The sequence below is a fragment of the Aeromicrobium sp. genome (genome assembly GCF_050700635.1).
In the GTDB taxonomy this organism is placed as follows: Bacteria; Actinomycetota; Actinomycetes; order Propionibacteriales; family Nocardioidaceae; genus Aeromicrobium.
In genome coordinates this window covers 1-23,751 of sequence record NZ_JBOHDT010000096.1, presented here as the reverse complement: position 1 = coordinate 23,751, position 23,751 = coordinate 1, and the positions used below count along the sequence as shown (strand labels likewise).

The 23,751-nt window shown below is 68.7% G+C and carries 23 protein-coding genes and 1 pseudogene; 12 read left to right on the top strand and 12 right to left on the bottom strand.

The genetic code is table 11. From position 1 onward, the window contains the following. Nucleotides 1–124: 124 nt before the first annotated feature. Nucleotides 125–802, bottom strand: coding sequence for a M23 family metallopeptidase (locus tag ACRDPN_RS07585; protein ID WP_431446779.1), 678 nt, complete (start codon nt 800–802; stop codon nt 125–127). Nucleotides 803–1,074: 272 nt separating this feature from the next. Between ACRDPN_RS07585 and ACRDPN_RS07580 the strand changes: the two genes are divergently transcribed. Next, entirely contained in the window at nt 1,075–1,332 is a 258-nt protein-coding gene (locus ACRDPN_RS07580) for a hypothetical protein (protein WP_431446778.1), read from the top strand. A 6-nt stretch (nt 1,333–1,338) separates the two neighbouring features. Here ACRDPN_RS07580 and ACRDPN_RS07575 read toward each other — a convergent pair whose 3' ends face one another. Further along, complete coding sequence (locus ACRDPN_RS07575) at nt 1,339–2,211, bottom strand: alpha/beta fold hydrolase (RefSeq protein WP_431446777.1); 873 nt, start codon at nt 2,209–2,211, stop codon at nt 1,339–1,341. A 149-nt stretch (nt 2,212–2,360) separates the two neighbouring features. Here ACRDPN_RS07575 and sucC point away from each other — a divergent pair, with 149 nt between their 5' ends. Then, a complete protein-coding gene (gene sucC / locus ACRDPN_RS07570; protein ID WP_431446776.1) occupies nt 2,361–3,521 on the top strand; it encodes an ADP-forming succinate--CoA ligase subunit beta in 1,161 nt (386 codons plus the stop codon). A gap of 9 nt (nt 3,522–3,530) precedes the next feature. After that, a complete protein-coding gene (sucD, locus tag ACRDPN_RS07565; RefSeq protein ID WP_431446775.1) occupies nt 3,531–4,427 on the top strand; it encodes a succinate--CoA ligase subunit alpha in 897 nt (298 codons plus the stop codon). Nucleotides 4,428–4,439: 12 nt separating this feature from the next. Here sucD and ACRDPN_RS07560 read toward each other — a convergent pair whose 3' ends face one another. Further along, on the bottom strand, nt 4,440–6,254 hold the full coding sequence (locus ACRDPN_RS07560; protein WP_431446774.1) for a hypothetical protein: 1,815 nt from the start codon (nt 6,252–6,254) through the stop codon (nt 4,440–4,442). A gap of 67 nt (nt 6,255–6,321) precedes the next feature. Between ACRDPN_RS07560 and ACRDPN_RS07555 the strand changes: the two genes are divergently transcribed. From ACRDPN_RS07555 to purH, 3 genes are read left to right on the top strand one after another with little or no spacing between them, the layout of a single operon-like run. Further along, nucleotides 6,322–7,596, top strand: a complete 1,275-nt coding sequence (locus ACRDPN_RS07555; protein WP_431446773.1) for a cell division protein PerM — start codon at nt 6,322–6,324, stop codon at nt 7,594–7,596. After that, nucleotides 7,478–8,122 (top strand): phosphoribosylglycinamide formyltransferase, encoded by a 645-nt coding sequence (gene purN / locus ACRDPN_RS07550; RefSeq protein WP_431446772.1) that lies wholly within the window; start codon nt 7,478–7,480, stop codon nt 8,120–8,122. Before ACRDPN_RS07555 ends, purN begins: the two co-directional genes overlap by 119 nt. Beyond that, entirely contained in the window at nt 8,119–9,699 is a 1,581-nt protein-coding gene (gene purH / locus ACRDPN_RS07545; protein WP_431446771.1) for a bifunctional phosphoribosylaminoimidazolecarboxamide formyltransferase/IMP cyclohydrolase, read from the top strand. The genes purN and purH overlap by 4 nt, the downstream gene beginning before the upstream one ends. Before the next feature lie 188 nt (nt 9,700–9,887). Here purH and ACRDPN_RS07540 read toward each other — a convergent pair whose 3' ends face one another. Together ACRDPN_RS07540 and ACRDPN_RS07535 are read right to left on the bottom strand one after the other, a co-directional pair. After that, nucleotides 9,888–10,169, bottom strand: a complete 282-nt coding sequence (locus ACRDPN_RS07540) for a hypothetical protein (protein WP_431446769.1) — start codon at nt 10,167–10,169, stop codon at nt 9,888–9,890. A 50-nt stretch (nt 10,170–10,219) separates the two neighbouring features. Then, nucleotides 10,220–10,867 (bottom strand): TetR/AcrR family transcriptional regulator, encoded by a 648-nt coding sequence (locus tag ACRDPN_RS07535; protein WP_431446768.1) that lies wholly within the window; start codon nt 10,865–10,867, stop codon nt 10,220–10,222. Nucleotides 10,868–10,979: 112 nt separating this feature from the next. On the opposite strand from ACRDPN_RS07535, the gene ACRDPN_RS07530 reads away from it, so the two are divergent. Both ACRDPN_RS07530 and ACRDPN_RS07525 read left to right on the top strand, forming a co-directional pair. Then, on the top strand, nt 10,980–11,861 hold the full coding sequence (locus ACRDPN_RS07530; RefSeq protein WP_431446767.1) for a bifunctional methylenetetrahydrofolate dehydrogenase/methenyltetrahydrofolate cyclohydrolase: 882 nt from the start codon (nt 10,980–10,982) through the stop codon (nt 11,859–11,861). Beyond that, nucleotides 11,858–12,139, top strand: coding sequence for a DUF3017 domain-containing protein (locus tag ACRDPN_RS07525; protein ID WP_431446766.1), 282 nt, complete (start codon nt 11,858–11,860; stop codon nt 12,137–12,139). Before ACRDPN_RS07530 ends, ACRDPN_RS07525 begins: the two co-directional genes overlap by 4 nt. Before the next feature lie 72 nt (nt 12,140–12,211). On the opposite strand, the gene ACRDPN_RS07520 is transcribed toward ACRDPN_RS07525, so the two are convergent. Then, on the bottom strand, nt 12,212–13,201 hold the full coding sequence (locus tag ACRDPN_RS07520; RefSeq protein ID WP_431446765.1) for a malate dehydrogenase: 990 nt from the start codon (nt 13,199–13,201) through the stop codon (nt 12,212–12,214). A 158-nt stretch (nt 13,202–13,359) separates the two neighbouring features. On the opposite strand from ACRDPN_RS07520, the gene katG reads away from it, so the two are divergent. Further along, complete coding sequence (gene katG / locus ACRDPN_RS07515; RefSeq protein WP_431446764.1) at nt 13,360–15,564, top strand: catalase/peroxidase HPI; 2,205 nt, start codon at nt 13,360–13,362, stop codon at nt 15,562–15,564. A gap of 17 nt (nt 15,565–15,581) precedes the next feature. On the opposite strand, the gene aqpZ is transcribed toward katG, so the two are convergent. Beyond that, a complete protein-coding gene (gene aqpZ / locus ACRDPN_RS07510; RefSeq protein WP_431446763.1) occupies nt 15,582–16,295 on the bottom strand; it encodes an aquaporin Z in 714 nt (237 codons plus the stop codon). A gap of 126 nt (nt 16,296–16,421) precedes the next feature. Between aqpZ and ACRDPN_RS07505 the strand changes: the two genes are divergently transcribed. Beyond that, complete coding sequence (locus ACRDPN_RS07505) at nt 16,422–18,635, top strand: NADP-dependent isocitrate dehydrogenase (protein ID WP_431446762.1); 2,214 nt, start codon at nt 16,422–16,424, stop codon at nt 18,633–18,635. A gap of 6 nt (nt 18,636–18,641) precedes the next feature. Here ACRDPN_RS07505 and ACRDPN_RS07500 read toward each other — a convergent pair whose 3' ends face one another. Further along, complete coding sequence (locus ACRDPN_RS07500; RefSeq protein WP_431446761.1) at nt 18,642–19,028, bottom strand: VOC family protein; 387 nt, start codon at nt 19,026–19,028, stop codon at nt 18,642–18,644. 20 nt (nt 19,029–19,048) lie between these two features. Then, nucleotides 19,049–19,681, bottom strand: coding sequence for a DUF2510 domain-containing protein (locus tag ACRDPN_RS07495; protein WP_431446760.1), 633 nt, complete (start codon nt 19,679–19,681; stop codon nt 19,049–19,051). Between the two features lie 70 nt (nt 19,682–19,751). On the opposite strand from ACRDPN_RS07495, the gene ACRDPN_RS07490 reads away from it, so the two are divergent. Further along, nucleotides 19,752–19,919 carry a hypothetical protein gene (locus ACRDPN_RS07490; protein WP_431446759.1) on the top strand — a complete coding sequence of 56 codons (168 nt, stop codon included), beginning with the start codon at nt 19,752–19,754 and terminating at the stop codon, nt 19,917–19,919. A 6-nt stretch (nt 19,920–19,925) separates the two neighbouring features. Here ACRDPN_RS07490 and ACRDPN_RS07485 read toward each other — a convergent pair whose 3' ends face one another. Together ACRDPN_RS07485 and ACRDPN_RS07480 are read right to left on the bottom strand one after the other, a co-directional pair. Beyond that, nucleotides 19,926–21,104, bottom strand: coding sequence for a winged helix DNA-binding domain-containing protein (locus tag ACRDPN_RS07485; RefSeq protein WP_431446780.1), 1,179 nt, complete (start codon nt 21,102–21,104; stop codon nt 19,926–19,928). Between the two features lie 5 nt (nt 21,105–21,109). Continuing rightward, nucleotides 21,110–22,300 carry a DUF2235 domain-containing protein gene (locus ACRDPN_RS07480; protein WP_431446758.1) on the bottom strand — a complete coding sequence of 397 codons (1,191 nt, stop codon included), beginning with the start codon at nt 22,298–22,300 and terminating at the stop codon, nt 21,110–21,112. A gap of 61 nt (nt 22,301–22,361) precedes the next feature. Here ACRDPN_RS07480 and ACRDPN_RS07475 point away from each other — a divergent pair, with 61 nt between their 5' ends. After that, on the top strand, nt 22,362–23,579 hold the full coding sequence (locus ACRDPN_RS07475) for an MFS transporter (RefSeq protein WP_431446757.1): 1,218 nt from the start codon (nt 22,362–22,364) through the stop codon (nt 23,577–23,579). Here ACRDPN_RS07475 and ACRDPN_RS07470 read toward each other — a convergent pair. Next, a pseudogene (locus tag ACRDPN_RS07470) lies at nt 23,566–23,751 on the bottom strand (fused MFS/spermidine synthase); the annotation flags it as partial. The gene ACRDPN_RS07475 and the pseudogene ACRDPN_RS07470 sit on opposite strands and share 14 nt — an antisense overlap.

Genomic DNA, 23,751 nt, shown 5'->3' with positions numbered 1-23,751 from the left:
CTCCGAGAGCTTGCCCGTGGTCGTCGCCTGTGGACAGAGTGGCCCAGGACTAGTGACGTGGAGGGCGTGTCGACCCGGCTATGAGGCCCTGGACGTCACATTTCGCGAAGACCGAGAGCAGGCGTCAGGGATTGACGCCGTGCTGCTGGAGCACCGGGACGGGGTCGACGGCGTCGCCGCCTCCCGGGTGGATCTCGAGGTGCAGGTGCGGGCCGGTGGTGTTGCCCGTGGACCCGGTGTAGCCGATGACCTGGCCGGGATCGACCTTGTCGCCGGTTGAGACCGCGCTGCGGCTCTGGTGGGCGTACCAGACCTCGGTGCCGTCCTGCAGCGTGATGACCGTCTTGTTGCCGTAGGAACCTTCGTAGCCGGTGAAGGTGACGGTGCCTGCCGCGACCGAGACGATCGTGGAACCGGACGGACCGGACATGTCGACCCCGGTGTGCATGCCGCTCGACCACAGCGAGCTCTGGGCGCCGAACTGGGCCGACATGCGGTAGCCGGTGACGGGGAGGACCCACTGGTTCTGCTTGAGCGCGTTGGCGCGCTCCTGGGTCTTGGCCTGCAGGTTCTTGAGTGCGATGGCGCGCTGTGCGACCTGCTCCTTGGCCTGCTTCTCGAGCAGCTCACGGTCGAAACGACGGCTGACGTCGACGGTGGCACCGGCGCCGGCTTCGCCCTCGGCACCGGTGTAGTTGGCCGAGATGGTCTGGTAGTTGTTGCTCAGCACATCCCGGTCGGTGTGCGAGGACAGCATCGAGGAGCCGATACCTGCAACGACCAGCGCAAAGGCGCCGGCCATGGCGGGTGTGGGACGAAACGACTTGCGGCGGCGACGGGTGGTCGCTCGCCTGCCATTGGACCGTTGTTGGGTCGGTTGGCGTACGTCCAGTCGGCGTTTGGGCGCAGACGAACTCACGCAGAAATCCTCTTGGGTGGAGAGCAAGGAACTCGGTCGAGTCTAGGGGACTGGCGAGTAACGTCAACTCGACGAGAGTCTGAATGCCGTGCTCGGGGCGAATTTGAGCGGCCGGGTGTGAGGGCACTCACGCGAAAATCCTGCACACTCGTTCCATGGCCAGGCGTCGCATCGTGGTGGGTGGCATCGCGGACGCCGACGACGCGGGCATCGTTGCCCGGCAACTGCGCGACGCCGGCCAGGAAGACGTCTTGCTCGGGTGTGACCTGGACGTGGGCGCATTGGGCAACGCCGTGATCGCCGAGGACGCGATAGAGGTGGTCGTCGGCGATGCGAGCATGGCATCGCAACTGCATAGGTGGCTCAACGAGCATGGGGCGCGCAACGTCACGGTTCGCTCGGTAAGTGAGTGATCGCTATCAGCGTCGCTCGATGTCCTCGACGAACGCCCGCACGGCATCGGACACCACGTGCGGCTGCGTCTGCACGATCCAGTGGTTGGCCACCACGTCGAGGCGTCGCAGGTCGGGTGCGAACGTCTCGATGTCGTCGTAGACGGCTGGAATGAGGAAAGCGTCCTTGGTGGGCACGATCAGCTGCACCGGGACTGCCGTCGTCGACCGCCGGAAGGTCGGTCGATTGACGCGGTAGAGGTTGAGTCCGTGGCGGGCATCCGAGCGGAACGTGTCGTCGTCCCAGTGACTGTCCGGCAGCTGCTGTTGCTTCTCCAGGCCGGCGCGGATCCGCCCGCCCAGACGCTTGATGACGACCTCGGGGACGACGGGCAGCTGAAAGGCGCCGACGTACCAGGAGTGCAGGAGCTGGCGACCGACGGTGCCGAAGCGTCGACGCCGTATCCCTTGGCGAAAGAAATGGGCGTACAGGTCCACGCCAGGGCCGCTGATCGACGTGAAGGATGCGAGCCGGCCACGCAGTCGTGCGTCGGTGGACTCCCGCATCACGGCGCCCCAGAGCTGGATCGAGCCCCAGTCGTGACCGACGAGGTGGACGGGTCGCCCGTCGGGCGCGACCTGCTCGAGAACGGCGATCAGGTCGTCGATCAGGCGGCTCACCTTGTATCCGGCCCGCGACGCGGGTGCGGAAGACTCGCCGGCGCCGCGCACGTCGTAGCTCGCCACACGGTGGTCGCGCTCGAGGTCGTCGACGACGCGGTCCCACACCCTGCGGTTGTCGGGGAACCCATGCACGAGCAACGCGAGAGGACCGTCGTCCGGCCCGCTGACCTGCAGGCTGAGCTCGACGTCGGCGGTGGCGACTCGGGTGGCGTTCATGGGTGGCTTCGGCTCGGGTTCAGATTCCGTTCGTGACAGTACCGGTGTCACGAAACGGTGCAACCGACCCGGAGATGTTGAACGGGTCGCGAACGGCTAGAGTCACGAACGCTCATTTTCTCACCCCCCGCCGGAGAACGGACGTCATCGTGGATCTGATGGAGTACCAGGCGAAGGAGCTGTTCGCCAAGCACGACGTCGCCGTCACCGAGGGCATCGTCGCCACCACGCCCGACAAGGCGAGGGCTGCTGCCGAGCAGCTCGGCGTCGTCGTCGTCAAAGCCCAGGTGAAGGCCGGCGGCCGCGGAAAGGCCGGTGGCGTCAAGCTGGCCAAGACCCCCGACGAGGCCTACGAGCACGCACAGGCGATCCTCGGTATGCAGATCAAAGGCCTCACGGTCAAACGGGTTCTCATCGCTCCCGGAGCCAGCATCGAGGAGGAGTACTACTTCTCCTACCTGCTCGACCGCGCGAACCGTCGCTACCTCTGCATCGCCAGCGTCGAGGGTGGCGTGGAGATCGAGGAGGTCGCCAAGACCAATCCCGACGCCGTCAAGAAGATCCCGATCGATCCCGGTTCCGGCGTCGACGAGGCGAAGGCGCGCGAGATCGTCGCTGAGGCCAAGTTCCCCGAGGAGCTCACCGACCAGGCCGTCACCATGGTGCGCGCCCTGTGGACGGTGTTCGTCGAGGAGGACGCCACCCTCGTCGAGGTCAACCCGCTCGCTCGTCTCGAGGGCGACGTGCTCGAGGCGCTCGACGGCAAGGTCTCGCTCGACGACAACGCCGACTTCCGTCACGAGGACCACGCCAGGTTCGAGGACAAGGCCGCCGCCGACCCGCTCGAGGCGAAGGCCAAGGAGAAGGGCCTCAACTACGTCAAGCTCGACGGCGCGGTCGGCATCATCGGCAACGGCGCCGGACTCGTCATGAGCACGCTCGACGTCGTCGCGTACGCCGGTGAAGCGCATGGGGGCGTCAAGCCCGCCAACTTCCTCGATATCGGCGGCGGCGCCTCGGCGCAGGTCATGGCCGACGGCCTCGACGTCATCCTCGGCGACGACCAGGTCAAGGCGGTGTTCGTCAACGTCTTCGGCGGCATCACGTCATGCGACGCCGTGGCCAACGGCATCGTCGGTGCGCTGGATCTCCTCGGCGACACCGCCACCAAGCCGCTCGTCGTCCGGCTGGACGGCAACGCGGTGGACGAAGGACGTCGGATCCTCGAGGACCGGAACCATCCCCTCGTGACCCTCGTCGAAACCATGGACGGCGCGGCCGACAAGGCCGCCGAGCTCGCGAACATTTAGGGACGGACGATGTCGATCTATCTCAGCTCAGACTCCAAGGTCATCGTCCAGGGCATCACCGGCGGTGAAGGCACCAAGCACACCGCCCTGATGCTCAAGGCCGGCACCACCATCGTCGGCGGTGTCAACGCCCGCAAGGCCGGCACCACCGTCACGCACACCGACGCCGACGGCAACGAGGTCGAGCTGCCCGTGTTCGGTACCGTTGAGGAAGCGATGGAGCAGACCGGCGCCGACACCTCCGTCGCCTTCGTGCCACCGGCCTTCACCAAGGATGCCGTCATCGAGGCCATCGACGCGGGCATCGGCCTGCTGGTGATCATCACCGAGGGCGTCCCGGTGCAGGACACCGCCGAGTTCTGGGCCCACGCCCAGGGCAAGAAGACCCGCATCATCGGCCCCAACTGCCCTGGCGTCATCACGCCCGGCGAGGCGCTCGCGGGCATCACGCCGGCCACGATCGCCGGCAAGGGCCCGATCGGGCTGGTGTCCAAGTCGGGCACGCTGACCTACCAGATGATGTTCGAGCTGCGCGACTTCGGCTTCTCAACGTCGATCGGCATCGGCGGCGACCCGGTCGTCGGCACCACGCACATCGATGCGCTCGAGGCGTTCGAGGCTGATCCCGACACGAAGGCGATCGTGATGATCGGCGAGATCGGCGGCGACGCCGAGGAGCGCGCGGCCGAGTTCATCAAGGAGAACGTCACCAAGCCGGTCGTCGGCTACGTGGCCGGCTTCACCGCACCCGAGGGCAAGACGATGGGCCACGCCGGTGCCATCGTCTCGGGCTCCTCGGGCACGGCTGCGGCCAAGAAGGAGGCCCTCGAGGCCGCCGGTGTCAAGGTCGGCAAGACGCCGTCCGAGACCGCCGACCTCATGCGGGAGATCCTGCAGAACCTCTGACCGAGGGTCAGGTCATTCCAGATACACGAGGCGCTGGGCGGCGCGCTTGGCGAGGGCGGCGAACGTCTTCTGGTTGATGTCGAACTTGCCGGCGGGAGTGAACGTCACCTGCGCGACGTCTGAGCCGTGTCGCACGATGGCCATGCGGTAGAAGACGCGGGACTTCTTGTTGACCTCGAGGCCGACGCGCCAGGCGGTGCCGCGGTCGTCGCCGGCCTTGATCGCCGTCTTCTCGTCGACGTTGGCGGACAGGTTGTCGTCCGGGCATGCGGCGACCCGCTGCTCGATCTTCTGGACGAAGTCCTTCGCGGCGCCGTCGGAGCGAAAGCGTCCGACCGTCTCGGCCACCCCGAATGCCTGCGGCAGCTCTCGGGCCTCGGGGATGACGAAGACGCGTGACTGCGTCGAGCGCACCGACTTGGCCCTGAAGTTCGCGGAGTCACACTGGGTGGTCGCCGGATTGACCTTGGGCCGGAAGGGCCTGATGCCGACCCACACCTTGTCGATGTCGGCGATCGGCGGGAGGTCGACGATGCCGAGGAACTCGGGCGCCATGGACGTGCGAGGGGGGTCGGTTCCGACGACCTCGATGTCGTTGGTACAGCGTCCGCCGCTCTCCTTGCACACCTTGGCGACGGAGTCGTTCAGCGTGCGGGCGAAGTCATCGACGTCAGGGCCGGTCCCGCCGTCGACCTCATGCACCAACGTGCTGGTCACGGTGCCGGACTGACTGAACCCGACGGTGAAGGTGCGCTCCGGGGAGCGGTTCGAACGCAGCTGCAGGATGCGGAAGTCGCCGAACGGCCGCTCCACGACGAAGGACCCGACGAGCTGGGTGCGCGGATGGGAGCAGTCGGCGTACCAGCTCACGAGCCGTTCGTATGCCTCTTGCGCGGCGGCGTCGCTCCGTGAGACCTCGATCGCCTGCGCGACGCGCTCGTCGCCCTCACCACCCACCTCATAAGAGCGGACGAAGGCCTTCAGCGGATCGTCGTTGGCGAAGCGCTTCGGCGGGCAGGTGGCGTACGGGGTGGTGGACTTGGTGCTGTCGTCGGTGTCGACGACCCTCCACGCGCTCTCGGGGCCGAGCCGTTTGACCTGTGTCATCGTCAAGAGGTCGTCGGTGCCGATCTCCTGCGCCTTGAGGACGAGATCGGCGCTCTCGGCACCGATCTTCTCGCGCTTGGGGACGTCGGCCCGGGTCGCGAGGGCGTCGCCATCGGTGACGGCGAATCCGCCGCCGGCGACCAGCGCGAACGCCGCCATGACCAGCAGGACCGTGTTGCGACGACGCCCGACCTGCGCGCGGTGGCGGATGACGCCAGAGGAGGGCATCTCGAACCGGCGGGTGATGGACCCGAGCCCGTGCATGCGCTTCTCGATCTCCGCCAACGACTGCCCGAGCTTGCGCTCGAGCTGCTCCAGCGCCGCGGTGACGGCCTCGATGCCCTGCTGCGCCGGAATGCCGACCTCGCGGGATGCCTCCTCCAGGTCGATCTGCCCGAGCGTGAGCAGCACGATGAGGCGACGGTCGTCGACGGCCAGCTCTCCGAGCGCCTCGAGGAGCTGGACGTCTGCGTCCTCCTCGTGCTTGCGGCGCAGCGGATGCGTGGAGCGACTGATCGACGTGAGCTTCCAGGCCTCGTTGCGGACCCACCCGAGCGGGTGGTGGTCGCGGATCTTGGTCCAGTCTCGCCACGCGCGCCGGTAGGCGTCGACGGTGGCGTCGAAGGCGACCTGGCGGTCGCCGCACACGGCGTACGTCGCCTTGAGGGCGGCGGCCGAGGTCGAGGAGTAGAAGCTGTTGAACTCGTCGACTCGAGTCATCCGCTCTCCCTCCTGCCGTCCGGCGTGCCTGGCTGCAACAGCCCAACTTTACAGGTTGGATGAGAAGGTGCCCGAGGCTCCCGCGACCCCTGACCTGAGGCCAGGATTCCTGACCGCGGGGCTTGCCGTGTGCCTCGCGATCGCTGTCAGCGGCGCCACCACCTTGCTCGCCCAGGGAGCGGGCGACACATCCGTCGCCGGCCTGCTGCGCGCCGCCGTGCAGGGCTGGCTGGTCGCGCTCGGGTCCGGTCTGGAGGTCGAGGGCACGGCGATCGGACTCATCCCCCTGGGGGCCACGATGCTGTGCGTCCTGGTCGTCGCCCTGGCAGCGCGGTGGGTCGTCGCAAAGCCGATCGAGGAGGTCGGACCATTCGCCGCCACGGTGGCCGGCTCCTACGGTGTCGCGGCCGCCGTGCTTTCGGCGGTCACCAACACCGGCGACGTCAACACGTCCGTGGTCCGTGCCGCCTTCGGTGCCTTCGTCGTGGGCGGCATCGGCGCCGCCGTCGGGGCGTCCCTGAAGCACGACCGTCCCGAGATGCTGTGGTTCACCGACCGCCTCGACGTCCGCGCCGTCGTGCGTGGGGCGTGGTGGGGTACCGCGGCGCTGCTGGGATCGGCGGCGGTGCTCGTCGTCGTGCTGCTCGTCGTCCAGCTCGATCGGGCCGCCGACCTGTGGGCGATGCTCGACCCGGGGTCCGGGGGCACGGTGGTGCTGGCGATCACGTGCTTGCTCGCCGTTCCGACACTCGTGCTGTGGGCGACGTCGGTGCTGCTCGGTCCGGGGTTCGTCCTGGGCACCGACACCTCCGTCGACCTCACCGGTTCGCACCTGGGCGCCGTTCCGGGCTTCCCGCCGCTGGCTGCTCTGCCGGCGCCGGGGGAGTTCCACGGGTGGGTGTTCGTGCTCGGACTGCTCCCACTTCTCGCCGGAGTGGTGGCCGGCTTCCGCATGGTGCCGGTTCCGGCGAACACCTCGACTCACGACCAAAAGGACGCAGATTCGGAGCGTGCCCTCCTCGACCGGGTCATTCTCGGAACCGCGTCCGGTGCCCTGGCCGGCTTCATCGTGGGCCTGGCCGTCTCTGTCTCCGGCGGCGGAATCGGTCCGGGACGCATGGCCGACGCGGGCCCGCCCTTCATCACTCCGCTGCTCGTCGCCGTGCCCGTGATGGCCGTGGGCGGTGCCGCCGGCGCGGTGCTGGCGCACTATCGTGGCGAGCGTGCCCCCCAGCCGACAGAACGGTCGCCGGACAGCTCGTCTCGTCGTCCTCGTCTCCGGTTCTGGCACCAATCTCCAAGCGCTGATCGACGCGACGAGCGACCCGACGACGGGGCCTGACTACGGGGCCGAGATCGTGGCCGTGGGCGCCGACCGCGACGACATCGAGGGTCTCGGCCGGGCCGAACGGGCCGGCATCCCCACCTTCGTCGTCAAGACCTCCGAGTTCGACGACCGGGTCGACTGGGACGTCGCACTCGCCGACTCGGTCGCCTCACACGAGCCCGACCTCGTGGTGCTCGCCGGGTTCATGAAGCTGGTCGGCCCGGCCTTCCTGGGCCTGTTCGGTGGGCGCACCATCAACACCCATCCGGCTCTGCTGCCGTCGTTCCCGGGGACGTCCGCCCCGCGCGATGCCCTGGAGTACGGCGTCAAGGTCACCGGCGCGACGCTGTTCGTGGTCGACGACGGCGTCGACACGGGGCCGATCATCGCCCAGGTCCCGGTGCCCGTGCTGGACGACGACGACGTCGAGACGCTGCACGAACGTATCAAGGTCAGCGAGCGGGCCATGCTGGTCGAGTGGGTCGGCCGCCTGGTGCGCGAAGCCGTCGACCACCAGCCGCACCCTGAGGAGCCGTCGTGACCGACACCGGAACCCGCCCCCTGCGCCGCGCCCTCGTGTCGGTCTACGACAAGACCGGGCTCGACGACCTCGCCCGCGACCTGCACGGAGCCGGTGTCTCCATCGTGTCGACCGGTTCAACCGCGAAGGTCATCGAGGCCGCCGGGGTGCCCGTCACACCGGTCGAGGAGCTCACCGGCTTCCCGGAGTGTCTCGACGGCCGCGTCAAGACGCTGCACCCACGCGTCCACGCCGGCATCCTGGCCGACCTGCGGCTCGACTCCCACGTGGCGCAGCTGGCCGAGCTCGACGTCGAGCCGTTCGACCTCGTCGTCGTCAATCTCTACCCGTTCCTCGACACCGTGATGTCCGGAGCGTCGCCCGACGAGTGCGTCGAGCAGATCGACATCGGTGGGCCGTCGATGGTCCGCGCCGCGGCCAAGAACCACCCGAGCGTCGCCGTGGTGGTCTCGCCCGACCGATACGACGACGTGCGCAAGGCCGTGGCGACCGGTGGCTTCACCCTGGAGCAGCGGAAGAAGCTCGCTGCCGAGGCGTTCGCCCACACGGCCGCCTACGACGTCGCCGTGGCTTCGTGGTTCGCCTCGGGCTACACCGTGCCGGACGACGGCTCGGTCTTCCCCGACTTCGTCGGTGCCACCTGGGACAAGGCCGCGGTGTTGCGCTACGGCGAGAACCCGCACCAGCCGGCCGCCCTGTATCGCAACTGGCGTGGCGGCCTGGCCACCGCCGAGCAGCTGCACGGCAAGGAGATGTCCTACAACAACTACGTCGACACCGACGCCGCCCGCCGCGCGGCCCACGATTTCGACGCCCCGGCGGTGGCCATCATCAAGCACGCGAACCCGTGCGGCATCGCGATCGGCGACGACATCGCCCAGGCGCATGCCCGGGCGCATGCCTGCGACCCAATGTCGGCGTTCGGCGGCGTCATCGCAGCCAACCGTCCGGTCTCGGTGGCGATGGCCGAGCAGGTGGCCGAGGTGTTCACCGAGGTGATCGTCGCCCCCGAGTACGAGCCCGGTGCGCTCGAGGTGCTCCGGGGCAAGAAGAACATCCGCATCCTGCGTGTCCCTGCATCGGCACATCCGGAGCCGATCGAGCTCCGTGCGATCAGCGGTGGGGTGCTGATCCAGCAGGTCGACCACGTCGACGCGGTACTCGATGGCCAGGGGGGCGACGACCCGTCGACCTGGACGCTGGCGGCCGGCGAGCCCGCCGACGAACAGACGCTCGCCAACCTCGCCTTCGCCTGGACGGCGGTGCGGGCCGTCAAGTCGAACGCCATCCTGCTCGCCAAGGACGGCGCGTCGGTCGGGGTCGGGATGGGTCAGGTCAACCGCGTCGACTCCTGCCGTCTGGCCGTCGAGCGAGCTGGTGCGGAGAGGGCCCAGGGAGCGGTCGCAGCGTCCGACGCTTTCTTCCCGTTCCCCGACGGTGCAGAGATCCTCATCGCCGCCGGTGTGCGTGCGATCGTGCAGCCCGGCGGATCGGTCCGCGACGACGCCGTCATCGAAGCCGTCCGGGCAGCCGGGATCACGATGTACCTCACCGGCACCCGCCACTTCTTCCACTAGGCCGTGTCTGTCAATTCGCGCGAGCGACCGGGCGACATCCGCGGCTGGCTGACAAGGACGAGGAGGAAGCCATACCGGGTCGTCTGGTGACCGACGAGGACGCCGTCAGGCGGGATGCGGGGTCGTCCGAACGCCGCGTGGAATTGGCAGACGCGGCCCAGAAGGATCTGCGAAGCGGGTGCGCCCATCTAACGCTTGGAGATGTTGTGAACCTCGATGATCTCCGGGTCACCCGAGAACTCAATTCCGACCTCGGTCAGGATCGGCATCAGCCGCTCTCCATACGCGTCCATCTGCTCCTGGGAATCCCAGATTTCGCTGACCCGCAGGTTTCCTTCCGATCCGAAGAGGACGTGGAACTCGAGGCCGTCCGGATGAGGCCACAAACCGGCCTCCTCAAGCCGCCGGAGCGACTCCTGGTACTTCTCTGTCGTCAGGTTGGCGGGAGTGAAGCGGACAAGAGTGCTCATGGATCCTCCAAGATTCGTGGCCAGCCCGACAATACGCTTCCAACGCGCTCCTAGGCGCCCTTCAGCACGTTCGTGACGGCGTCCTCGCCCAGCACGTGGGCGGCGACGAGACCGCGGACGGCCGTCGCGAGCAGGAGCGCCTCCTCCGCCTCGGTGTACTGGTCGCTCTGCCGTCGAAAGGCCGTGCCGGCGATGAGAGCGATCACCGCAGCAGCGAGGGGCTGCGGGTCCTCGACGCCCATGCGCGACAGCACCCGCACCGCCAGCTGCTCGAAGGACCTGAGCGCCTCGGTGGCCGTGTCGCGCAGCGCAGGGTCGCGGGTGGCTGCGAGGAAGATCGACAGCTGCAGCCCAGCCACCTCGGGGGTCCGCGCGTTGAAGATCCGGCTCGCCAGATTCGTCCCGTCGTCGAGCCCGTTGCCGAAGCCCTGCAGATCCAGCTGGGTCAACGCCGCGAGGTCGGTGATCCACTGCTGCATGTGCGCCGCGAGGGCTTCGCGCAGCAAGTCCTCGATGGTGGCGAAGTAGTACGTGGTGGTGGCCGGGGGGAGCCCAGCCTGACGGGCGACCGCCCGATGGGTGACCGCGCGGGTGCCGCCCTCGGCGAACAGCTCGATCGCCGCCGTCAAGAGCTGGTCTCGTCGCTGACGGCTGCGCCCCTGGGCGAGCTGCGCTCGTGTGGCCATTGGCGTTCCCATCGGCGAACTGTGCGTTCGTACCACTTTCGGGTGGCCCGCCCCCATAGGGGATTCTATGCGCCGCGCCCCGTCGAGAACCGAGGAACAACAAGGCTCTGACAGACTCGTTTCCGTGACGGCGCAGATCCTCGACGGCAAGGCGGTGGCAGCCGCGATCAAGTCCGACCTGACCACCCGAGTGGCCGCTCTCCGCGAGCACGGCGTGGTGCCCGGTCTCGGCACGATCCTGGTCGGGGACGACCCCGGCAGCCGCTGGTACGTCAATGCCAAGCACCAGGACTGCGCCGAGGTCGGCCTGGAGTCCATCCGCGTGGAGCTGCCCGCGACTGCCACCCAGGAGGAGGTCGAGAAGGCCGTCGACCAGCTGAACGACAACCCGGCCTGCACCACCTACATCGTCCAGCTGCCACTGCCACCGGGCATCGACGACAACGCGATCATCGGCCGTATCGACCCGGCCAAGGACGCCGACGGACTGCACCCGACCAACCTCGGATGGCTCGTGCTCGGCAAGAGGGCGCCGCTGCCCTGCACGCCACGCGGCATTGTGGAGCTGCTGCGTCGCCACGACGTCGAGATCGCCGGCCAGAACGTGGTGGTCGTGGGTCGGGGCATCACGGTCGGACGTCCGCTGGGGCTGCTGTTCACGCGGCGCAGCGAGAACGCCACCGTCACGCTGTGCCACACCGGCACCCGCGACCTGGCCGCCGAGGTGCGCCGCGCCGACATCGTCATCGCGGCCGCCGGGGTACCGGGCATCATCACGGCCGACATGGTCAAGCCCGGCGCCGCCGTGCTCGACGTGGGGGTCAGCCGTGACGAGAGCGGCAAGATCGTCGGCGACGTGCACCCGTCCGTGCGTGACGTCGCCGGATGGGTGGCGCCCAACCCGGGCGGCGTCGGCCCGATGACGCGCGCGATGCTGCTGAGCAACGTCGTGGAGGTCGCCGAGGAGCGCCTGGCGGAGGGCTCCGACCGAGGCCCCGCCGCGTGAAGTTGATCTGGCCGCGCAGCCGCGGCTCGCAGTTCTACCTGCTGTTGCTCGTCGGGGTGGCCATCGGCCTGCTGATGGTGGTCAGCGGCCCGTGGCGCGCGGGGCTCATGGTCGTCGGCGTGACCTTCGTGATCGGAGCGCTGGCGCGGGTGGTGGTGTCGGCCGAGCACGTCGGCATGCTCCGCGTTCGCAGCAAGGCGTTCGACGTGTTCTGGACCGCGACGCTCGGCATCAGCCTCTGCCTGCTCGCCCTCCTCGTGCCCCCGGGCCCCAGTTGAGTCCTTTCGACAAGCTCAAGGACCGTGGGCTGCCGCAAGCATCGGCCCTTGAGCCTGTCGAAAGGGCAAGCCTCAAATCAGGCCGAGCTTGGTGACGGCGTCGCGCTCCTCGGTGAGCTCGGTGGCGGTGGCATCCATCTTGCCGCGGCTGAACTCGTCGATCTCGAGGCCTTGGACGATCTCCCATTCACCGTTCGACGTGGTGACGGGGTAGGAGTAGATGAGCCCCTCGGGCACGTCGTAGGAGCCGTCCGAGACGACGGCCATCGAGGCCCAGTCGCCATCGGGCGTGCTGGTCAGCCAGTCGCGGGCCGCATCGATGGTGGCGGACGCCGCCGAGGCGGCCGACGAGGCACCGCGCGCCTCGATGATGGCCGCACCACGCTTGGCGACGGTGGGGATGAAGTCGTTCTCGATCCAGGCCCGGTCGTCGACGACCTCGGCAGCGTTGCGGCCGCCGATCTCGGCATGGAACAGGTCCGGGTACAGGGTCGACGAGTGGTTGCCCCAGATCGTCATCTTCGTGATGTCGCCGACCGCCGCGCCTGTCCTGGCTGCCAGCTGCGACATCGCTCGGTTGTGGTCGAGACGGGTGAGAGCACTGAAGCGCTCCTTCGGGATGTCGGGCGCGTTCGACATCGCGATGAGCGCGTTGGTGTTCGCCGGGTTGCCGGTGACGCCGATCCGCACGTCGTCGGCCGCGACCTGGTTGAGCGCCTTGCCTTGCGCCGTGAAGATGGCTCCGTTGGCCTCCAGAAGATCGCCGCGCTCCATGCCCTTGGTGCGCGGGCGAGCGCCGACCAGCAGGGCCAGGTTGGCGCCGTCGAAGATGTGGTTGGCGTCGTCGCCGATCTCGACCGAGTCGAGGGTCGTGAAGGCGCAGTCGTCGAGTTCCATGACGACGCCTTCGAGCGCCTTGAGCGCCGGCGTGATCTCGAGCAGACGCAGCTGCACGGGGGTGTCGGGGCCGAGCAGCGCACCGCTGGCGATGCGGAACAAGAGGCTGTAGCCGATCTGGCCGGCCGCTCCGGTGACGGCGACTTTGACGGGTTTGGTGCTCACGGCGTGGTGCTCCTTGGGTGAGAGGGGAACGTCCCGAAACTAGCGCACGGCGATCGTGCGAAGGGTCGCGGGCATGGACGATCGGATGGGGTCTGGAACGAGGCGGTCATGGTGGCTACGGTTGATCGTGCCGCGCCGTGCCCCCTGAGAGGAATCCCATGACCGAGGATCATCAGCCAGTCGTCACCGAGGAGCCAGAGGAAGAGAGTCGCCCGGTCGAGCATCGCGCCCCGCACCCCACTGCCGGGGGCGGAAATCGAGGCTGGTGGCCGCACAACCTCAATCTGAAGATCCTCGCCAAGAACCCGGACGTGGCGGATCCGCTCGGTCCGGACTTCGACTATGCCGAGGCGTTCACCAGCCTCGACCTGCCCACCGTGAAGCGGGACATCGAAGAGGTGCTCACCACGTCGCAGGACTGGTGGCCCGCGGACTTCGGCCACTACGGCGGCCTGATGATCCGGATGGCGTGGCACAGCGCCGGCACCTACCGGATCGGCGACGGACGCGGGGGCGCCGGTGCCGGGCAGCAGCGCTTCGCCCCGCTGAACAGCTGGCCTGACAACCAGAACCTCGACAAGGCCCGGCGGTTGCTGTGGCCGGTCAAGAAGAAGTACGGCCAGAAGCTCTCCTGGGCCGACCTGATGGTCCTGACCGGCAACGTCGCCCTGGAGTCGATGGGCTTCAAGACCTTCGGGTTCGGCGGCGGGCGCGCGGACGTCTGGGAGCCCGACGAGGACGTCTACTGGGGCCCGGAAACCGGATGGCTCGACGACGAGCGGTACTCCGGCGACCGAGAGCTCGAGGAGCCGTTCGGCGCGGTCCAGATGGGTCTCATCTACGTCAATCCCGAGGGGCCGAACGGCACCCCGGACCCGCTCGCCGCGGCCCGCGACATCCGCGAGACGTTCCGGCGCATGGCGATGAACGACGTGGAGACGGTCGCACTCATCGCCGGCGGTCACACCTTCGGCAAGACGCACGGTGCCGCCGATCCCGAGGAGCACGTCAGCGCCGAACCCGAGGGCGCGTCGCTCGACGAGCAGGGCCTGGGCTGGAGGAACAGCTTCCGTTCCGGCAAGGGCGTGGACGCCATCACGAGCGGCCTCGAGGGCACCTGGACCCACACGCCGGTGACTTGGGACAACAGCTTCTTCGAGACCCTGTTCGGCTACGAGTGGGAGCTGACCAAGAGCCCGGCCAGTGCCCATCAGTGGACGCCCAAGGATGGCGCCGGCGCCGGCACCGTGCCGGATGCCGGCGACCCGTCGAAGCTGACCCACGCTCCGACGATGCTGACCACCGACCTGGCACTGCGGGTCGACCCGATCTACGAGCCGATCTCGCGGCGCTTCCTGGAGAATCCGGACGAGCTCGCCGACGCCTTTGCTCGTGCGTGGTTCAAGCTGACCCACCGCGACATGGGGCCGATCGTGCGCTACCTCGGCCCGGAGGTGCCGTCCGAGACTCTGATCTGGCAGGACCCGCTCCCAGCCGTCGACCATGAGCTCGTCGGTGCCGACGACGTCGCTTCGCTCAAGGCCCAGATCGCCGGGTCGGACCTCACGGTGTCACAGCTGGTCACGACGGCGTGGGCCTCGGCGTCGACCTTCCGTGGCAGCGACAAGCGTGGTGGAGCCAACGGAGCTCGCATCCGCCTCGAGCCGCAGAGCGGCTGGGAGGTGAACAACCCTGCCGAGCTGGCCACCGTGCTGCGCACGCTGGACGGAATCCGGGAGGCGTCCGATGCGACCATCTCCCTGGCCGATCTGATCGTGCTCGCCGGCGGCGTGGGCATCGAACAGGCGGCCAAGGCCGCCGGTCTCGACATCGACGTTCCCTTCACCCCGGGTCGCGTCGACGCGACATTGGAACAGACGGATGTCGAGTCCTTCGACTACCTCGAACCGGTCGCCGACGGTTTCCGCAACTACCTTGGCAAGGGCAGCCGGCTGCCGGCCGAGTTCCTGCTGCTCGACAAGGCCAACCTGCTCACCCTGAGCGCCCCGGAGATGACGGTCCTCGTCGGCGGCATGCGAGTCCTCGGGACCAACCACGACGGGTCGGACCTCGGCGTTCTCACCGCGGCGCCGGGCACGCTGACCAGCGACTTCTTCGTGAACCTGCTCGAGATCGGCACCACGTGGACGCCGACCGACGAGGCCGCCGAGACCTTCACCGGCACGACCGCGTCGGGCCAGACGTGGACCGGAAGCCGGGTCGACCTGGTCTTCGGTTCGGACTCCGAGCTTCGCGCCATCGCGGAGGTCTACGCGAGCGACGACGCGAAGGAGAAGTTCGTCCGGGACTTCGTCGCCGCATGGGTCAAGGTGATGGAGCTCGACCGGTTCGACCTGGGCTGATCGCGACGTCGGCGAGCTCAGTCGGGCTCGCCGACGATGAAGGCGTGGCTGATGCCGGCGATCGCTGCGCCGATCAACGGCGCCAGGATGAACGCCCAGACCTGGACCAGCGCGTCGGGTCCGGCGAACCAGGCCACACCGAGTGAGCGGGCCGGGTTCACCGACGTGTTGCTCACCGGGATGCTGATGAGGTGGATGAGGGTCAGCGCGAGACCGATCGCGAGGCCGGAGAACCCGACCGCGGCGCGCTTGGCCGAGGCGCCGAGGATGACGAAAAGGAAGAACGCGGTCAGCACGATCTCGGTGATCAGCACGGCCAACAGGCTGTAGCCACCGGGGGAGCGCTCTGCGTAGCCGTTGGACGCGAATCCGGAGGCCTGTGCGTCGAAACCGCTGCGGCCCGAGGCGATGACGAAGAGCACGGTCGCGGCCACGGTCGCGCCCACGACCTGGGCGGCCGCGTACCACGGCACGTCTCGCCACGAGAAGCGTCCGGCGGTGGCGAGCCCCACCGAAACAGCCGGGTTGAAATGGCCGCCGGACACGTGCCCGAACGCGTAGGCGCCGGTGAGCACGGTGAGGCCGAAGGCCAGCGCGACGCCGAGAATTTCGACGTCCTCGCCGGCGAGCACTGCGGTGCCGCACCCGCCGAGCACGAGCCAGAACGTACCCATAGCTTCGGCGCCGAGCCGCGCGGTCATGGTCGATTCAGTCACGGTCGATTCGGACATGGTGGTCTCCCCGTAGATGTGAGCAGTGCGAGCATAAGGCCGCGCGAGCCCCGCATTGGTGCTCCGATACGTTGAGTTCGCACCCTGTTCTTGTCGACTCTGCTTGTTTCCTGGAAGGCCCTCCGGATGGCCACGATCATCTACACACACACCGACGAAGCGCCGCTGTTGGCCACGTACTCCTTCCTCCCGGTCATCGAGGCGTATGCGTCGACGGCCGGCGTCGAGATCGAGACACGCGACATCTCCCTGAGCGGCCGCATCATCGCCCAGTTCGGCGATCGCCTCCCCGCCGACCAGCAGATCGGTGACGCGCTGGCCGAGCTCGGCAACCTGGCCAAGACACCCGAGGCCAACATCATCAAGCTCCCGAACATCAGCGCCTCCACGCCACAGCTCAAGGCGGCGATCGCCGAGCTGCAGAAGCAGGGGTACGCGCTCCCCGACTACCCGGACAACCCGACTTCCGACGACGACAAGGATGTGAAGGCTCGCTACGACAAGGTCAAGGGCAGTGCCGTCAACCCGGTGCTGCGCGAGGGCAACTCCGATCGCCGCGCGCCGGCGTCGGTCAAGAAGTACGCGCGTTCGCACCCGCACTCGATGGGGGAGTGGAGCAGCGACTCCAGGACCAACGTGGCCTCGATGGGCGCCGACGACTTCCGGTCCAACGAGAAGTCAGTCGTCATCGAGGCCGACACGACGCTCACGATCCAGCACGTCGCCGACGACGGCTCAACCACGGTGCTCAAGGAGGCGTTCCCGGTGCTGACCGGCGAGATCGTCGACAGCACCGTCATGCGTGCGGCCGCGCTCGACGCGTTCCTCGCCGTTCAGATCGCCCGCGCCAAGGTCGAGGGCGTGCTGTTCTCGGTGCACCTGAAGGCCACGATGATGAAGGTCTCCGACCCGATCATCTTCGGCCGCGTCGTCAAGGCGTTTCTGCCCGAGGTGTTCGGGCGGTACGGCGAGGACCTCGTCGCTGCCGGCCTGAGCGCGAGCGACGGACTCGGCTCGATCCTCGCCGGGCTCGACGGGCTGGCCAACGGCGCCGAGATCAAGGCTGCGATCGAGCAGGGCATCGCCGACGGGCCGGAGCTCGCGATGGTCGACTCCGACAAGGGCATCACCAACCTGCACGTGCCGAGCGACGTCATCGTCGATGCGTCGATGCCGGCCATGATCCGCACGTCCGGTCACATGTGGGGGCCGGGCGGCGAGGAGGCCGACACCCTGGCCGTCATCCCCGACAGCAGCTATGCCGGCATCTACCAGGTCGTCCTCGACGACTGCAGGGCGAACGGCGCGTTCGACCCGAGCACGATGGGCTCGGTGTCCAACGTCGGCCTGATGGCGCAGGCCGCCCAGGAGTACGGCAGCCACGACAAGACCTTCGAGATGACCTCCGCCGGCACCATGCAGGTCGTCGACGAGTCAGGGCGGGTGCTCCTCGAGCACAGCGTGAGCCAGGGTGACGTGTGGCGCGCGTGCCAGACCAAGGACGTGCCGATCCGCAACTGGGTCGAGCTGGCCGTCACGCGGGCCCGCGCCTCGGGCACGCCGGCCGTGTTCTGGCTCGACTCCACCCGCGCGCACGACGCCAACCTGATCGCCAAGGTGGAGCGGTACCTCAGTGAGCTCGACACCGACGGCTTGCAGATCGAGATCATGTCGCCGGCCGACGCCACGGCCTTCTCGCTGGAGCGCATACGCAAGGGCGAGGACACCATCTCGGTCACCGGCAACGTGCTGCGCGACTACAACACCGACCTCTTCCCGATCCTCGAGCTCGGCACCAGCGCCAAGATGCTCTCGGTCGTCCCGCTCATCAACGGCGGTGGGCTGTTCGAGACCGGCGCCGGCGGCTCGGCACCCAAGCACGTCCAGCAGCTCGTCAAGGAGAACCACCTGCGGTGGGACAGCCTCGGTGAGTTCCTCGCGCTGGCTGCCAGCCTCGACCACCTGGCCACGTTTGACGACAACGCCCGCGCGCAGCTGCTCGGCGACGCCCTTGACCGCGCCACCGGCACGTTCCTGGCCGAGAACCGGTCGCCCAGCCGCAAGGCCGGCGAGATCGACAACCGCGGCAGCCACTTCTACCTCGCGCTCTACTGGGCGCAGGAGCTCGCCGAGCAGACCGACGACGCCGAGCTGGCCGCGGCGTTCGCGAAGATCGCCGAGGACCTCGCGTCGAGCGAGCAGGCGATCACCGACGAGCTGCTCGCCGTCCAGGGCTCCCCGGTCGACATCGGCGGCTACTACCGCCCGGACGACGCCAAGGCGACCGACGTCATGCGCCCGTCCAAGACCTTCAACGAAATCCTCGCCCAGCTCGACTGACAGGCGTCAGGCGTCGAGTGCGAGGGCGTGTTTCGGCTGGTAGAGCATGAGGTCGTCGGCGCCTGGCACGGCGATCGTGGTGACCAGGCCGTAGCCCTCGTCCTGGATCCCACTGGTGAACTCCGCGCCACGCTCCTCGAGCTCGGCGCGGGTGGCCTCGACGTCGTCGCACTGCAGCGAGATCAGGTGCTGGCGCGGCGACTCGTAGACGCGTCCCTCGTACTCGGATCGGGTCGGGTGCACTCCGAGCTCGCTCGGGCCGGTACGGAAGATCAGCCAGCCGGTGCCGGAGCCGGCGTCCTCGACGGACGGGAGCTGCAGGACGTCGCGGAAGAACGCCCGCGTCGCCTCGGCGTCGTCGGAGTAGATGAGGGTGTGACAGGCGGTGATCATCACCCCACGGTAGACCCGGGTCAGCCGAGAGCGAGGTCGGCGATCAGCTCGTCGGCGGACGGCATCGAGACGTCCGGCACATCCGGGAGGCTGGCGTAGAGGACGCCCGGACGGTCCGGAAGGTCGACGAGCACGAACACCGCGTCCTCGCGGGCGAATCCCAGGTGGTCGTCCCTGACGTCGAGCGCCACGACGAGACGCCATGTCTCGTGTCCGTCGAGCTCACCGGTCGCAGGCGCGGGTGGGTCGTGCGGTGACTCGGCCGGGTAGAAGGTGCTGAGCATCGCCGAGGAGAATGCGTTGCCGGTGGCATCGAGCCCCCCGCCCAGGTACTCGTCCGGAACCCCTCCGATGAACACGCACCCGATGTAGTCGCCGCGCGCCGTGTGACCCACGACGACCTGCTGGCCGATCGCGTCGTCGATGTGCGGGTAGTCGGGGCACCACGTCCACGGCTCGGGGCGGACCGAGCAGGAGAGGCCGCCGGCGTGGAGCCGGCCGTCAGCGCTGGGGGCGCCTGACGGACCCGGTTGCGGGGCCCCCACATTGCGGATGACGCTGACGTGCTGGGTCCACCCCTCGCCGTCCCACCACCGGAACAGCCCCGGCATCCCCTTAGGGTCCCAGTACCAGCCCGGCTGCGTCGGCTGCATGGGCACACCGTAGTTGCGGTGTACCTTCGATGAACCAGTTCCAGTGGACCGGCGAGCGGGGGCGTGGTGCATGAACAAGGCGATCGTCAGCAACCTGATGACCGTCGATGGCTACGTCGCGGGGCCGGGCGGCGATGTCATGGCCCTGCCGTTCGACGACTCCTTCACGCTCCGACTGGCCGAGGCACGGCAGCTTCCCGACTCGAACACGGCATTGCTGCGCCACGCGCTGGAGTGACAGCGATCAGGCCCGCAGGTCGCGCTCGACCGGCGTCCAGCCGCGGGCGCGGGCCTTGAGCCGGACGTCACCGAGCATCGTGGTGAGCGCCGCGCCGCGCTCGTCGATGCGCGTCGAGGTCTCGTTGCCGACGTCGTCGAGCAGGCGGACCACGACCTCGCCGTCGTCGCGCTGCGCCCACCCACCGACGACTCGTCCGTTCGCCCAGACGGTGGGCCCGGCGTTGCCGTTGACGTCATAGAGCTGCTCGCGGTGCGGGCCGAGGCAGAAGGCACGGTGCTTCCATCCCATCGCGGACGGGTCGAGGGCCGGGAGCAGCGCGACCCACGGGTCGGGTGTCACGGGCTCCGCGTCGTCGCCGAGCATCAGGCCCGGCAGGCCGTCCAGGTCGACCTCGACCGTGTGGAGGCCGGCCAGGGCCGCGCGCATGCGCGTCTTGGTCCAGCCGGTCCACCACTGCAGGTCGTCCGGGCTCGCCGGGCCGTAGGCGCCCAGCCAGTCGCGGGCGATTCGCGTAGTGGCCTCGACGGGATCGACGCGCTCGGCGAGCTCCGGCACCCATCGCGCGACGGCGACCCATCGGAACTGGGTCGACGTCCACCCACCCTTCGGCCTGGCCCGGACGACGTGACCCTGCGCGGACAACAGATTCAGCAGCCGGCTGCCCACCCCTTGGTTGGTGGCGTACTTCGTGCCGGGCGCAAGCTCCAGACGCGTGGCGAGGATGGGATCGGCCGCTGCGAGGTCGGCAGACGTGACCTCGTCGTTGGCCAGGACGACCTCGAGGGCAGCTGCCTCGGCGCGCACGAGCCACGGCTCCGGGTCGTCGGTGACGCCGCTGTCGACGAGCAGCTTGTGGAACGTCTTGCGCTCGTTTCGAGCCACCGTGTCGGCGGCGCCGGCGAAGCACGCTGGGGCGAAGTCGAGCGGCACGGCGAAGACGGTGCGACGGAAGGCGATGACCCGGACCAGGCTGCGGTCGTCGTAGAGCGCTGCTGAAACGTCGTCGGTGGTGGCGCCCGGCGTGCGGGCCAGCGCCGACAGGACGGTGGAGGCCGGGTCGGTGCCGTGTAGGGCCACGACCGCCCGAGCAGCATCGGTGACATTCGGGGCGCCGTGGCCGGGGGCCAGGGCATGCCGGACGCCGAGCCGCCCACGTCGCTCGTCCAAGGTGATGCGGCGCATTGGCGTCACCGTGACATGCGAGGGATGTTGGCCGCGTTGAGGTCGATGTGATCCTCGGCCAACAGGTCGTCGAGCTGTCCGGCCGGTTCTGGCAGTGCGAGCACGGGCACGACCGTCTCCTCGGACCAGACGCCCCCGCCGGCCTCCTTGAACCAGTCGATGTTCGGCGGACGGTAGCCCTCCTTCGCCTCGTAGTGCTCCTGGGCCGATGACGCGATCCGGACGTCACGCGCGTCGGCGCCGTCGAGCCGCCGCCTGCTACCGCGGAAGTTCTGGTTCTTCTCCAGGCGGTTGCGCAGCAGTCCGATCAGGTTCAGCGCCTGGTAGCCGATGTTCAGCGAGTTGTGCCGCTCGGCCGGCGAGTTGCTCTCGAGATAGGTCGCGAGGAGTGGCCAGTCGAACGCGAGGCCCTGCATGTTCGCCTCGCGAAGCATCCACAGCAGGGCGGTGTCCGACAGCCCCGTCGCGGCGTATCCGCCGCCGACGTCGGAGTGTGCGCCCTCGAACCACACCTGCCTGACCCGCCCCGGGTCGTCGGCTTCCTCCTCGATCTCCCACAGGCAGGGTTCGAACTTGATCCGTCGCTCGTCGATGGCGAGCGCCTGGCGAGCGCAGACGACCTGCTTGGAGAGCTTCACGTCGTGGAACGTGTGGCGCTGGCTGAAGGCACCCGGGACACCGAGCGCACCGACCGTGTCGAAGACCCCGAGGAAGTCGACGCGCATGTCGATCTGGCAGTGGTCACGTCTGAACTCGGCGTTGCTCGACCCGAAGTAGCGCCCCTTCGGGGGCTGCCCGCGGTAACGGTTCACTGCCTCCGGCAGCTTGTCGGCGATGACCGCCTCACGGGTCAGGAGACCCACCCGGGTGAGCATGCCGACGAGGCTGCGCGCGGTGAAGGCGCCTCGGCTGAAGCCGAAGACGAAGACCTGGTCACCCGGCTGGTAGTTGAGAGCCAGGAACCGGTAGGCGGTGGAGACGTGGCCGAAGAGACCGAGGCCGAACGCCCCGCCGAGGATCCGGTCGACCCAGTACCAGTTGGCGCCGACGCCACCGATGTACTGGACGAGCTGCTGGATGCCGTCGGTGCGGAGGGGATCCATCTCGATCGTGCGGGCGATCTTCTCGATGTTGGTGACGTTCTCGTTCTCGGGCCGGTTCCACGTCCCGTCGCAGCAGATCACCAGGCGCTTCATGCTCGGATCATCGCAGGCCCATGCGCGGAATAGCGGGTTCACTCGCCGACTTGACGCAGAGGTGACCTCGCTCCGGACCATGCCGCGCGCCCGCACCTCGCACGTCGGCCTGGCGATCCTCGCGCTCGCCCTCGGTGGGTTCGCGATCGGCACCACCGAGTTCGTCACCATGGGCCTGCTGCCCGACATCGCCGACGGCATCGACGAGTCGATCCCCACCACGGGCCACATCATCAGTGCGTATGCCTTCGGTGTGGTGGTCGGTGCGCCGGTGATCGTCTCGCTGGCGGCCCGCCTGCCTCGGCGTGAGCTCGCTATCGGGCTGGTGCTGGCGCTCGGCCTCGGCAACGCCATCACCGCGCTCGCGCACGGCTACTGGGAGGTCATGGCGGCGCGATTCATCTCCGGACTGCCGCACGGCGCGTACTTCGGTGTGGCGTCGCTGGTCGCGGTCTCACTCGTCGCTCCCGAGCGTCGCGGTCGCGCGGTCAGTGGCGTGATGCTGGGGCTCACGGTCGCCACACTCGTCGGCGTCCCGGCAGGCACGGTGCTGGGGCAGCAGCTCGGCTGGCGTAGCGCGTACTGGGCGGTGCTCGGCCTCACCATCGTCACTGCGTCCCTGATTCTGCTGTTCGTGCCGCATCAGCCCGGCAATCCGCACGCGACGGTCCGGGCCGAGCTGACGGCGCTGCGTCGACCGCAGGTGCTCTTCGCCGTGTCCGCCGGCATGGTCGGCTTCGGCGGCGTGTTCGCGATGTACAGCTACATCGCCCCGGTCGTCACCGACGTCACGGACCTGTCCCGCGGCACGATCCCCGCCTTCGTGTTCGCCTTCGGCGTCGGCTCGGTGGCCGGCACCTGGCTCGCCGGGAGGCTCGCCGACTGGGACGTCGAGCGAACCGTCCTCGCCGGGTTCGCCGTCCTCGTCGCCACTCTCGTCGCCTTCGCCCTGGCCGCCGGGCTCGCCGTGCCCGCGTTCGCGCTGGTCATGGTCGTGGGCGCTCTCGGCTCGGTGCTGGCGATCAATCTGCAGGTCAGGCTGATGCACGTGGCGGGCGACGCCCAGATGCTCGGAGTCGCACTCAACCACTCGGCCCTCAACATCGCCAACGGCCTCGGCGCATGGTTCGGCTCGATCGTCATCGCGGCCGGCTTCGGCTACCGCGCGCCGAGCTTCGTCGGAGCTGCCCTCGCGGTCGGCGGTCTGGTCATCTTCGCGGTCGGGCTGGCGGGGTCTCGTTCCGAGGCCCGACCAGTGTCGGGCGCTAGTACTGAGTGAGGAGCTGGTCGACGGGCGCGTACTGGTCGGTCAGAACCCGGGCGTTGCCCAGCCAGCGGTCGAGGTCCGCGCCGGTGACGACGTCCCACGCGACGCCGCGTTCGACGAGCTCGGTGCTCAACCCATCAGCGTCGATCGGGGCGTCCGAGGCCACCACCACCAGGTTGCCGCC